Source organism: Sphingopyxis microcysteis (genome assembly GCF_012274265.1).
GTDB classification, from domain to species: Bacteria; Pseudomonadota; Alphaproteobacteria; order Sphingomonadales; family Sphingomonadaceae; genus Sphingopyxis; species Sphingopyxis microcysteis.
This window is the reverse complement of sequence record NZ_JAANYY010000002.1, coordinates 1-11,332: the sequence shown is the minus strand read 5'-3', so window position 1 is coordinate 11,332 and position 11,332 is coordinate 1. Positions and strand designations below refer to the sequence as shown.

The following is an 11,332-nucleotide window of genomic DNA, read 5'->3' as shown; positions in this document are numbered from 1 at the left end:
CGCAGCAGAAAAGCCGTTGAAGTGGGTTGGATTTCGTCAGTTCGGGCCTGTATATACGACTGATGAGTTCCTCTTTATTTGTGCCGCGTAGCGCGCTCGGACAAACGGCTCCGAAATCCGGCAGAATTGCAGAAGTTAACGCTCGTAAGGCCGATCATGTCTCGCCCCGCTATGCCGCCATCAAGCAGTGGGTTTTCGACGCCGTCCGCGAAGGCCGGTTGAGATCGGGCGATCGTGTGCCGTCCGAAGCCGAACTCGTCGACCAATTCAATGTGTCGCGCATGACAGCAAACCGAGCCCTCCGTGAGCTTCAGGCCGCGGGCATCATCGTCCGAAGAGCGGGTATCGGGTCGTTCATCGCCGAACCGCGACCGATCGGACAAATGATCGAGATCCGCAACATCGCCGACGAAATTCGCGAGCGGGGACATATCTACCGGGCGCGGGTCATCCAGAATGTTGCCGAGCGGGCGAGCACCGAGACCGCTCCGCTCCTTCAGGTTCCCATGGGAACGAAATTATTTCATTCGATCATCGTCCATCATGAAGCCGAATTTCCGATTCAGCTTGAGGAACGGGTCGTGCTGGCGTCGGTCGCCCCGCATTACGGCGACATGGATTTCACCAAGACCACCCCGAACGAGTATCTGACCCGCATCGCGCCGCTCGAACGTGTCGAGCACCGCGTCTGTGCGCTGATGCCCGACGAGCGGACGCGCACAATGCTGGGGCTGGAAGAGGGTGAGCCCGTGCTGCGCATGACGCGGCGGACGTGGAGCCGGTCGCGGCTGGTCAGCCATGCCTGGCTGACGCACCCCGGCACCCGGTTCGAGCTGTCGGCCGCTTTTTCGATCGACGACTGACGCGGTCAGGCGGCGCGCGTTACGACGACGGGTTTGCGGCGACGGCGCAGCCAGCGAAAATCGGCGCGGCTGAAGCTTTTGAACAGGAGGTAGAAGCCTGTTCCCGACAGCCATAGGGTACCGAACGCGACGAAGATGATCAGCGGATGATTGAAACTCTTGCGGTTCACATAGTCCATATTGTGGAGCATCCAGAAGAAGTCCCAGGTTCGCCATGTGTCGCCGCGCATAATGAGGAAACGCGCGGTATCGAGCGAGACATAGGCGCTGCTGTTCTCGTCGTCGGCGAAGTCGACGCGCCACATCGGCCCCGTAAAGTCGCGCGCCTCCAGGTTCGGTTTGGACAGAACGCTGACCGAACGGATGGGTGCCTCGTTCATCATCGAAGCGATCTCGCGCGCCATATTTTGGTCGACGCGAATCTGTTCGCCGCTCGTTGCATCGACCAGCTGGACGCCCTTCGGACTGTGGACTTCATAGACGGGGCGTGCACCGAGGTCGCGGAGCACCAGCCCATGGATCGGCTCACCATTCGGAAGCTTTGCCAGCGCAGCATAATCGCCGGCGGGTAGCGGGTGCGCATGCGACATGCCACCGCCGTGGCCGCCGACCTTGTCCTTGTCGAGCAATGCCATGACCGAGCCGCTGAGCGCCCAGAGCAGGAACTGGAGGCCCAGAATCAGGCCGACCCATTTGTGGATGCGCCGAAAGAAGAGCGGCGTCAGGCGGATCCTTTTCATGCCTTTTTCCTCTTGCGGCGCGGGAAGGACCAGATCAGCAGCCACGCGCCGACCAGCGCCATGGCAAAGCCGGTCCACGTCGCGATGCGCAGCAGCAGATTGTTGACGTCGGTGCGCTCGTCATAATCCATGATGTGCAGCATCCAGGCGAAATCGAAGACGCGCCACAGCGCGTGCCGCCGCGAGATCAGCTCGCCCGTCGCGGGCGACAGATAGAGCGTCGGGCGGTTCCAGCCTTCGAACTCGATCTGCCAATACGGCGGTTTGCGCGCCTGCATTTCCTGCGGCGCATCGGTCAGCAATTTGACCGAGACGATCTGGCCGTCCCCAGTATAGATTTGGCGGGCCAGCGCTCGGACCTGCGCCTCGGTCGGTTTCGCGAGTGGCTGCGCCGTCGCACCTTCGAACAGCACCGGGCCGTCAGGCGTTTCCGCGCGCCAGACCGGCGCGCCGAAATACCGCTGCAAGCGGATTTCGGACGCGCCGGGCGCCGCTTCGACCACCCGCGACGGCTGTGCGAGCTGCGACAGATCGAACGGCTTGTCCACCGGGGAGCGGACGAGGTGGTCGCCGTGGATGATGTCGATATGGACGGCGACCATATACATCCCGGTCAGTGCCCAGAGCAGCGCCTGGACACCGACCACGAGGGCCAGCCATTTATGCGTTCGCCGAACAAGCAGCGGCCAGCGGATTGCCATCGTCGATCGCCCTAGAATGCGGTGCGGAAGCCGACATAGAAGCGGCGGCCGAGCAGGTCATAGGTCATCGTGTCGGTATTCGCATCGGTAAAGCTGCGAATATAGGGCGCCTTGCGATCGAACAGATTGTCGACGCCCAGCTGGAACCGCGTCTTGTCGTCAATCTCGTAGGCGAGCTGGAGATTGTGGTAGAAGACGTTCGGCGTCCGGTATCCGATCTGGGCCGGGGCCGCGTTGAAATCGGTCGCCTTGCCGATCCATTGCGTCGACCAGGTCGCACTGATCCCGTCCTTTTCGGCGGTCAGAACACCATAGCCGCGCCATTTCGGGTAGCCGCCGTTGCCGCCGCCGATGAAGCCGTCGAAAAGGATCGGCGCGCCGCCCGGGAAGGGGCTGACGACATATTTGTTGAGGTAGGTGACGTTCATGTCGAGCGACAGGTTCACCGACCCGATGCCGCCGGCATAGACCAGCCCGAGGTCGAGGCCGTTCATTTCCTCGCGCCCGGTGTTGATCGGCTGCGCCGACAGATAGGTGACCTCCCCGGTGAGCGCGCTGCGGGTGAAATCGTCGCAGAAGGGATGCGACAGATTTTGGCTGGCGTAGCAGACCGACAGTTTGGTCGACCCCGGGATCGCGCGGATCGCATCCTTGATCTTGATGTCGAACCAGTCGGCGGTCAGCGACAGACCGGGGACCAGCCCCTTGGGCGAAACCACGGCGCCGAGAGTCCAGGTCGTCGAGCTTTCGGGCTTCAGATTCTGGTTTCCGCCGACGGTGGTCAGGATCGTCGTGCCAAGCTGGACATAACCCGCCGGTACGCCCGACGCCTGGCAATTGGCGATCAGCGTCGCATTGCCGCTGGTCGAATAGCGCGAGCAGGGATCGGTCGTCGTCAGATTGCCCTCCGACACGCCGCCGAACAATTCGGGGACGTTGGGGATACGAAAGCCGGTGCCATAGGTACCGCGCAGCCGAATGCTGTCATTGACGACCCAGTCGAGCGTCGCCTTGTAATTCCAGTCGCTGCCGAACAAATCATAGTCCGAATAGCGGACCGCACCGCCCGCGGTGAGCGCCTGAAAGAAGGGCGTGTCGGCGAGGATCGGCACCGACAGCTCAAGATAGGCTTCCTTCGCCACGCTCTTGCCCGCGATCGGGCTTTGCTGGTTGGTGTTCGCGATGCCGAGCACGGTCAGCGGGTCGGGATCGCGCCAGCCTTTTTCCTTGCGATACACGACGCCCGCCGCGAACGACACCGGCCCCGCGGGCAGCTTGAACAGATCGCCGTTGAGGTCCGCCGTAACGGTAGCAAGTTCGTTGCCGCCGCGATCGCGCGAGGTGAACAGGATATAGTCCAGCACCTGCGGCGTCAGGTCGCCGAAACCCAGATAGTCGGCGCACGGAATCGCGGCGCCCGCCGCAAGACTGCAACTCGTCGTGTCGAGTGTGTTGCGGACGCGTTCCAGGTTCGCAATGTTCGTCGATCCATCGACCGCAGTATTGCGGCCGAAAGCGCCGGCGACTTCCCAAGCCCAATTGTTGGACAGCTTGCCGCGCAGGCCGAACGTCCCCTGCCAGGTGTTGGTTTCCTGGAAGAACTGGCGCGGCCCCGGCTCGGCAAGGCGGCGCTGGACGAGGACGATATTCTGGCCCGTCGGGTTCGTCGGATTGCTCGCCGCGATCGACAGGTTGCGCAGCGTTCCCGGCGACGCGATCTGGTTCGACTTGCGGAAGGTGTAAAGGAACTCGCCGAACGCCTCGATACCGTCGGTCAGGTCATAATCGGCGAAGAAGGCAGTACTGACACGCTCGACCGGACTGACCGCGTTGAGGAACGGGTTCGAGTTGAAATTATGCTTGGCGGCGCTGTACGGTTCAAAGAAATTGCCGTTGCCGCCGGGCACCTGATTGAAGTTGATCTGCTGCCCGTTCGGCAACACCGCGCGGCCACCGATCGTCGAGGCGCTGTTGACGCACGACAATTGGCCCGGGGTCGTTTCGGCCAGCGAGCAGGGCGCCCGCGTCGCCATGTTGACGGCCTTGGTCTTTTGATAGGTCACCGCAGCCATGAAGCCGCCGCGATCGTTGCGGATCCCCCAGAGCAGGTCGGCGGTGAAATCGGACCCGTCGCCCTTTTCGGTGATGCCCTGCCGGACGCTGAGGCCCAGCCCTTCATAATCGGTGCGGGTGACCAGATTGACCACGCCCGCCATCGCGTCGGCGCCGTAAATGGCCGATGCGCCATCTTTCAGCACGTCGGTCCGCGCCAGCGCGGCGACGGGGATCATGTTAAGGTCCGGCGACGAGTTAGCGCCGGTGCCGCCCGCGACGAGGCGACGGCCATTGAGCAGGACGAGGGTGCGCTTGATGCCGAGCCCGCGAAGGTTGACCTGCGCGGTGCCATAACCGTTGTTCGTCCAATAGGCCGAGGTCTGGTTGCCCGCGAAGCCGGCATTGGCGGGCAGGCGCTGAAGCACGGTTTCGATGTTCACGACGCCGGTGTTTTCGATCTGCTCGGCCGAAACGACCGTCGCGGGGCCGACCCCCGCCAAGTCCTGACGCCGGATGCGCGAACCGGTCACGACGATGTCGCTTGCCGAAGCGGCGCTGTCAGCGCTGGCGTCGGACCCCGCGTCCGGCGCGGCATCGGTCTGGGCGAAAACGGGTGTGGAGAAACAGGCGACGGCGGCGGCGCCTGCCAGCAATGTAGTCCTGATCGTCATGGCGAACCCCCCTTGTTTTGGCTTTGCGTCCCGTCAGGGAGCATTGATTGTATATACAGGTCAAGAATTATTTTCTTGATTTTTCAATATCTTAAATCGTTTCTGATTGGACATATTGGCGTAAGGAATACGCATCGCATTGCTCCACCCCTCATCGCGGGACGAATTTTCTGTCCAACGGGTCGCTTTTGAAATTTTCTTGCGAAGGTCGCGCACCGCGAGGCGAGCTATGCAGCGCCACTGGGGCTGGCGAGGGTCCGAGTCGCCCGAATCGAAACGGCCGCGCCTCGATGGTCGAGACGCGGCCGCTGATCCGCAAAATCTGTATCCAGGCTAGAACCAGGCGCGCACGCCGATCACCAGGCTGGTGGCGCTGGCGCCCTCCCCCGCCGCGCGGGCGAAGCGTGCCGTGTCGCCGAATTTCCGCGCCCATTCGACCCCGACATAGGGCGCGAATTCCTTGACGATTTCGTAGCGGAGGCGGAGGCCGAGTTCCATGTCGGAAAGGCCCGACCCGACGCCGCTTTCGGGAACATCCTGCGCCGCAAAATTGAGTTCGGCCATCGGTTGCAGGACCAGTTTTTGCGTGATGCGCTGGTCATAATAGCCCTCGATCCGGGCGCTGACGTCGCCCTTGTTCGACAGGAAGAGCGCACCCTCGACCTCGAACCAATAGGGGGCGAGCCCTTCGAAGCCGACGGTCGCATAGGTGCGGTCGGGGCCATGCCCCAGATCCTGACGAATACCTGCCTGCAGGTTGAAATAGGCATCGACCGCGCGGCTGTAGAGCAATTGCGTTTCGGCGCTTTCGATCGCTTCGCCGAAATTACCCTCGCCCTCGCTCTTGACGATGACGCGGTTGATGTCGCCGCCGTACCAGCCCTCGGCGTCCCAGCGATAGCCGTCGCGCCCTTTCCGCGCCTGATATTCGGCGAGGTTGAAGCTGAGGAAGGCGGTGGTCTGTGCGCCGTTTTCGAGCATCATCGCGTGACGCGAATGCTCCATTTCGCCTTTGGGGAACAGGCGGTCGGCGTACCAGTCGGACGGCGGCGGTGGCGCGGGCGCATCCCCTGCGGGGAGATCGGTGCCGACCAGCCCCGAAGGCGCGGCAGGCGACGCCACCCGGGGCGTGCAATGCCCCATCGCGGCATGTTCGGGCGAGCAGGCGGGATCGCTTGGCGGCGCGACCGGGGGCTGCGGCGTCGGCGCCGCGGCTTTGGGCGTGCAATGTCCCATCGCCGCATGCTCAGGCGGGCAGGCGGGATCGGTCGGTGCGTCGTGCGGCACCATGGCCGCTTCGTCGGGGGTGCAATGCCCCATTGCGGCATGCTCGGGCGGGCAGCTCGCGTCGGCGGTTGCGGGCGCGGCTTCGCCATGGCCGGCGTGCGATCCACGATCCATCGCACCCGTCGAGGACGGCGCCTCAGGCGCCGCGGGCGGCGCGCCGTGATGCCCGCCATGACCTGACTGGGCCGCCGCGGGAACCGCGAAGGCAAGGCCCGAAAGCCCGGCGAGCAAGAGTGAGGCGCGCATCATGCCGCCTCCTCCTTCGGACGGACGCTCACGACGCGCATCATTCCGGCGTGCATGTGATAGAGAAGGTGGCAGTGGAAGGCCCAGTCGCCGAGCGCGTCGGCGGTGAAATCGAACGTCGCGATACCGCCGGGCTGGACGATCACCGTATGCTTGCGCGGCGCGCGGTCGCCCTTCCCCGTCACCAGCTCGAAAAAATGGCCGTGCAGGTGGATGGGGTGGACCATCATCGAATCGTTGATCAGGTTCACGCGCACACGCTCGCCCTCGATGAACGGGATGGGTTCGTGATGGTCGGACATCTTGACGCCGTCGAACGACCACATGAAGCGTTCCATATTGCCCGTCAGATGGATGTCGAGCGAGCGGCTCGGTGCCCGCACGTCCGGGTTGCGGTCGAGCGCGACAAGGTCGCGGTAGGTCAGCACCTTGTGACCGACGTCCTCCAGCCCCTGCCCCGGCTCGCCCATGCGGTCGACGGGCATGGGAGAGATCGACTGGACGCTGGGGTCGCGCTTCACCTGCGGCGCGACCGAAAAGTCGCGCATGCTATGATCCATTCCGCCCGCGCCATGCCCCATCGCGGCATGGTCGGCGCCCGCATCGGCGGCGGGGGTGCAATGCCCCATCGCCGCATGTTCGGGGGTGCAAGCCGCATCGCCGGCGCCCATCGCGCCCATGCCCATATCCTGCATCGTCGCGAGCGGACGCCCCCGCAGCGGCGGCACTTCGGCAGCCATGCCCGCACGCGGCGCCAGCGTCGCGCGCGCCATGCCCGACCGGTCGTTGACCTCGGCGATGAAGCTGTAGGCGCGATCGGCGGCGGGAGTGACGATCACGTCATAGGTTTCGGCAACCCCGATCTGGAACTCGTCGACCGGCAGCGGCACGACGTTAAGTCCGTCGGCCTGGACGATCATCATGCCCAGCCCCGGAATGCGGACGTTGAAGATCGACATCGCCGATGCGTTGACGATGCGCAGCCGCACGCGCTCGCCGGGCGCAAACAGCGCAGTCCAATTGTCGCGCGGCCCGTGGCCGTTGACGAGGAATTGATACGTCGATCCGTTGACGTCGGCGACGTCGGTCGGGTCCATCCGCATCGCGCCCCATGCAATGCGATCCTTCAGCGGCTGATCCTCGCCCGCGAGGAGGCCGCCGAGCGTCTGGCGCTGCATGTTGAAATGGCCGGGATTGACCTTGAGCTTGCGAAAAATCGCCTCGGGCGACAGGCGACTGTGGTCCGACAGCACGATCACATGCTCGCGGTCATAGCCGATCGGATCGGCATCCTTCGGATCGATCACGATCGGGCCATAATGGCCAAGCTGTTCCTGCAGCCCCGAATGGCTGTGATACCAATAAGTCCCTGCCTGCACGACGGGGAATTCATAGACGAAGGTCGAACGGGCCTTGATCCCCGGAAAGCTGACCCCAGGGACGCCATCCATGTGAAAGGGCAGGATCAGCCCGTGCCAGTGAATCGAGCTTTCCTCGTCGAGGTCGTTGACCACCGTCAGCCGCGCTTGCTGCCCTTCCTTCAGGCGGACGAGCGGCCCCGGGATCGTCCCGTTGATGCCGATCGCGCGGCTGACCTTGCCATCGACGCGCAGCGTCTGACGCGCGATGCGCAGCGTGATGTCTTCGCCCGATACGGTCGGCAGCTGGGCGGCAAGCCCCGGCGAGACGGGTTGCGCCCAGGCGGGGAACCAAGCCGCCAGCGCGGCGGCGGCTCCGCCCCCCGCTGCTCCACCGATAAAACGCCGCCGATCGATCTGCATGATAATTAAAATTCCTCCACAAACTGCAATTCATACGCGCGTCCCGCCCGCATCCCTCATGCGTCCAGCATCGAACGCAATTTGGCGCGCGCACGGTACAGGCGCGTTTCGACCGTCTTCTCGCTGACTCCCAGCATCGCTGCGGTTTCGGACTGGCTCAGTTCTTCAACCCCGCGCAGCACGATCACTTCGCGCAGCTTGGCGGGAAGGTCGACAATCGCCTTTTGCACCCGCGCCAGCTCGGCACGGTCGCTCGCTTCGACGTCGATCGCCGGGCTGTCGCCGGCGACGTCATAGGCGCTCTCGAGTGGCAGCGCGCGAGTGAAAAAGGCGCGAACCGCGCGGCGACGCGCCCAGTCGCGGCATTTGTTGAGCGCAATCCGCGAAATCCAGACGCGGAAAGGCCGTTCGCCATCGTAGCGCGCGAGCGCGGCAAAGCCCGCAACGAAGCTTTCCTGCGTCAGGTCCATCGCCTCACCTTCGTCACCGATATTGCTGCGGATCAGGCGAAACACCGGTGCCTTGTAGCGGGCGAGGAACTCACGATACGCCTCCTGCCGGCCGACAAGGGCGAGCGCCGCGAGCTCGCGGTCGCCAAGTTGCGACAGGTCCGCCGTCACCTCGCATCGGCGGTCAGCGCCTTGACCACAACCTTGTCGAACATCGCGGCCTGATCGCGGTCGAGCACGCTGCGCATCGCGAACAGGTGGCGCAGCGTTTCCTTCTGCAATTCGCCCATCACCTCGTGCGTCTCGTCGATCGCCTTGGTGACGCGGGGGCCATAGCCATGTTCGGCCTCGATCGCCTGCGCAAGGCGGATGTTCGCCGCGCGCATTTCCAGCTCAAGCGCCTCGCGCCGCCCCGCGAACCGTCCCTCAATCGCCTGCAGCCGCTTTTCCTGCGCATCGGACAGCGTCAGTTCGCTGTGCAGCAGCGCGTGCAGTTCGGTCTCATTCGGCTTCGGCGCGTCGACGAGCATGCGGCCGACGAAAACACCCACGACCGCCGCCACAAACGCGATGAAGCCAAGGATCGCCACCCGGCGCGTCGCGTTCATCAGCGGGCATCCAACAGGCTGGAGGGCGCGAGCGGACTGGCCGAAATCAGCGGCGTCAGCGGGCTTGCCGCCACCGCGCTGGGCATTAATGCGCTGCCCGCCACCATTCCGCCGCTGAGCGAGAAGAACGCCGCCACCGCCATCATGCGGCGCGTCGCCGATGCTTCGGACTTGCGGACGGCGAGCGCGGCCAGCACGCGGTCGTCGAGCGCATCGAGCGTCGACGGCAGCGCCGCCGCGTTCAGTTTCCGAAACTCTTCTTCCATCACCTGCTCACCGGTCCTTTCAGCGCATTATACGCATGCGCGGGCGCATCCCCTCATTTTCCCATGACGCGTCACCGTCGATTTGTGCGAGGGCCGCGAACGCCTGCTGCGTATTAGCAGCAGAATCATCGCAGTGGAGCCTAATATGATCAAGCTTGCCCTCTCCCCCCTCGCCGCCATTGCCGCCGCGGCGCTGACTCTTTCGCCCGCCGCGGCGCTCGCGCATGCCAAGCTCGTCGCATCGACCCCCGCCGCCAACAGCAAGGTCGCCAAAGTCGCCTCGATCCAGCTGAAATTCAGCGAAAAGCTGATCGCTTCGACGGTCCGCGCCGAACTGGTGATGACCGCGATGCCGGGCATGACCGACCATCCGCCGATGAAGATCGCCATCGCCTCCGCCATGGGCAAGGACGGCAAGTCGATGACGCTGACCCCGAAACGGGTGCTCGTCCCGGGCACGTACAAGGTCAAATGGTCGGCCGCGGGCGCAGACACCCACCGCATGGGCAGCGAATTCAGCTTCATCGTCAAATAGCGACATGGCCGACGCGCTTATGACCAGCATCAGGTTCCTGCTATTCGCGGACCTGATGCTGATCCTGGGCCTGGCGGTCTTTCCGCTCTACGCGCTTCGTGGCCCACATTCCGCAAAGGCTTGCGCCGCCGCCGATATTGCCGCCGTACAACCTTGGCTCTGCGGGATCGGCCTCATCGTCTCTCTCGTCGGCATGTTCGCCCTCATCGCCAGCATGCATGGTATCGACATCGTCGCGGTCACGCCGAGAATGCTGCTATCGATGGCCACCGAAACCGATGTCGGCAAGGCATGGATCGTTAGAATGCTGACGCTTGGCCTGGCGATCATCGCCTCGCGGCAACTCGGCAAACGCGGAGCCGGGGCGGACATCATTTTGTCCCTCGCGGCGGCGACTGCGCTCACGACCCTCATCTGGTCGGGGCATGCCGCCGCCAGCGACAATTTCGCCGGAACGATCCACCGCGCCGCCGACGCGCTCCACATGATCGCGGCAGCGATCTGGATCGGCGCCATTGCCGCTTTCCTAATCCTCCTCCGCCCGGCGACCGATGACGTCGAACAGCCGAGATTTCCTATGGCCACGCAAAGTCTTGAGCGCTTTGCCCAAGTCGGCACCATCTGCGTCCTTGCAATCACCGCGACCGGGCTGATCAACTTCAAATTTATCGTGGGGCTAAAACACGTCGGCAACATGCTGGGTTCTACCTACGGCCATTTGCTCATCGCAAAGCTGCTGCTTTTTGGCGGCATGCTCGCATTGGCCGCCCTCAACCGCTGGCGGTTGACCCCGGCGTTGGCCGCCGCCGATGGCGAGCCGTCGCGGGCCGCAATTCGCAGCAGCATTGCGCTCGAGGCGGTTGCGGCGGCCAGTATCCTTGCGCTTGCCGCAATACTTGGCGTTCTTGAGCCCTGAAGCCACCGGCTCAGAGGCTGGCGGTGGCCGATTTAAGACAGGCAGCTTTTGGCGACCAAAATGAGAGAGCGGACGTTCGGCCACGAGCTAGGGTCAGGACCCATTGATTTGCGGTAGCGATTATGATTCAGGCGACCGTGAAGGAGCCTGAATTTGAGCGATTTATTCTGGCTGACGGACGAGCAAATGGCCCGCCTTCAGCCCTATTTTCCGA

At 63.9% G+C, this 11,332-nt stretch carries 11 protein-coding genes; 3 read left to right on the top strand and 8 right to left on the bottom strand.

The genetic code is table 11. From position 1 onward, the window contains the following. Positions 1 to 26: 26 nt before the first annotated feature. Positions 27 to 863 (top strand): histidine utilization repressor, encoded by an 837-nt coding sequence (hutC, locus tag G9408_RS00060; RefSeq protein ID WP_235957417.1) that lies wholly within the window; start codon positions 27 to 29, stop codon positions 861 to 863. A gap of 5 nt (positions 864 to 868) precedes the next feature. Here hutC and G9408_RS00055 read toward each other — a convergent pair whose 3' ends face one another. The 8 genes from G9408_RS00055 to G9408_RS00020 form a co-directional block, all read right to left on the bottom strand. Further along, entirely contained in the window at positions 869 to 1,603 is a 735-nt protein-coding gene (locus G9408_RS00055; RefSeq protein WP_168452170.1) for a PepSY domain-containing protein, read from the bottom strand. Continuing rightward, complete coding sequence (locus tag G9408_RS00050) at positions 1,600 to 2,304, bottom strand: PepSY domain-containing protein (protein WP_168452169.1); 705 nt, start codon at positions 2,302 to 2,304, stop codon at positions 1,600 to 1,602. The genes G9408_RS00055 and G9408_RS00050 overlap by 4 nt, the downstream gene beginning before the upstream one ends. Before the next feature lie 11 nt (positions 2,305 to 2,315). Beyond that, on the bottom strand, positions 2,316 to 5,030 hold the full coding sequence (locus tag G9408_RS00045; protein WP_168452168.1) for a TonB-dependent receptor domain-containing protein: 2,715 nt from the start codon (positions 5,028 to 5,030) through the stop codon (positions 2,316 to 2,318). A gap of 333 nt (positions 5,031 to 5,363) precedes the next feature. Further along, on the bottom strand, positions 5,364 to 6,566 hold the full coding sequence (locus G9408_RS00040) for a copper resistance protein B (RefSeq protein WP_168452167.1): 1,203 nt from the start codon (positions 6,564 to 6,566) through the stop codon (positions 5,364 to 5,366). Continuing rightward, positions 6,563 to 8,350 (bottom strand): copper resistance system multicopper oxidase, encoded by a 1,788-nt coding sequence (locus tag G9408_RS00035; RefSeq protein WP_168453375.1) that lies wholly within the window; start codon positions 8,348 to 8,350, stop codon positions 6,563 to 6,565. The genes G9408_RS00040 and G9408_RS00035 overlap by 4 nt, the downstream gene beginning before the upstream one ends. A 50-nt stretch (positions 8,351 to 8,400) precedes the next feature. After that, entirely contained in the window at positions 8,401 to 8,964 is a 564-nt protein-coding gene (locus G9408_RS00030) for an RNA polymerase sigma factor (RefSeq protein ID WP_168452166.1), read from the bottom strand. Then, the gene (locus G9408_RS00025; protein WP_168452165.1) at positions 8,961 to 9,401 is read right to left on the bottom strand and encodes a periplasmic heavy metal sensor; all 441 of its coding nucleotides are present in this window, start codon (positions 9,399 to 9,401) and stop codon (positions 8,961 to 8,963) included. Before G9408_RS00025 ends, G9408_RS00030 begins: the two co-directional genes overlap by 4 nt. Beyond that, complete coding sequence (locus tag G9408_RS00020; protein WP_168452164.1) at positions 9,401 to 9,667, bottom strand: hypothetical protein; 267 nt, start codon at positions 9,665 to 9,667, stop codon at positions 9,401 to 9,403. The genes G9408_RS00025 and G9408_RS00020 overlap by 1 nt, the downstream gene beginning before the upstream one ends. Before the next feature lie 145 nt (positions 9,668 to 9,812). On the opposite strand from G9408_RS00020, the gene copC reads away from it, so the two are divergent. Both copC and copD read left to right on the top strand, forming a co-directional pair. Continuing rightward, positions 9,813 to 10,202, top strand: a complete 390-nt coding sequence (copC, locus tag G9408_RS00015) for a copper homeostasis periplasmic binding protein CopC (protein ID WP_168452163.1) — start codon at positions 9,813 to 9,815, stop codon at positions 10,200 to 10,202. Positions 10,203 to 10,206: 4 nt separating this feature from the next. Further along, complete coding sequence (gene copD / locus G9408_RS00010) at positions 10,207 to 11,118, top strand: copper homeostasis membrane protein CopD (protein ID WP_168452162.1); 912 nt, start codon at positions 10,207 to 10,209, stop codon at positions 11,116 to 11,118. Positions 11,119 to 11,332 lie beyond the last annotated feature (214 nt).

What these genes read in the sequence shown, in the direction of transcription:
- G9408_RS00055 (WP_168452170.1), bottom strand. Translation starts at nt 1,603, where the DNA reads ATGAAAAGGATCCGCCTGACGCCGCTCTTCTTTCGGCGCATCCACAAA.
- G9408_RS00050 (WP_168452169.1), bottom strand. Translation starts at nt 2,304, where the DNA reads ATGGCAATCCGCTGGCCGCTGCTTGTTCGGCGAACGCATAAATGGCTG.
- G9408_RS00045 (WP_168452168.1), bottom strand. Translation starts at nt 5,030, where the DNA reads ATGACGATCAGGACTACATTGCTGGCAGGCGCCGCCGCCGTCGCCTGT.
- G9408_RS00040 (WP_168452167.1), bottom strand. Translation starts at nt 6,566, where the DNA reads ATGATGCGCGCCTCACTCTTGCTCGCCGGGCTTTCGGGCCTTGCCTTC.
- G9408_RS00025 (WP_168452165.1), bottom strand. Translation starts at nt 9,401, where the DNA reads ATGAACGCGACGCGCCGGGTGGCGATCCTTGGCTTCATCGCGTTTGTG.
- G9408_RS00020 (WP_168452164.1), bottom strand. Translation starts at nt 9,667, where the DNA reads ATGGAAGAAGAGTTTCGGAAACTGAACGCGGCGGCGCTGCCGTCGACG.
- copC (WP_168452163.1), top strand. Translation starts at nt 9,813, where the DNA reads ATGATCAAGCTTGCCCTCTCCCCCCTCGCCGCCATTGCCGCCGCGGCG.
- copD (WP_168452162.1), top strand. Translation starts at nt 10,207, where the DNA reads ATGGCCGACGCGCTTATGACCAGCATCAGGTTCCTGCTATTCGCGGAC.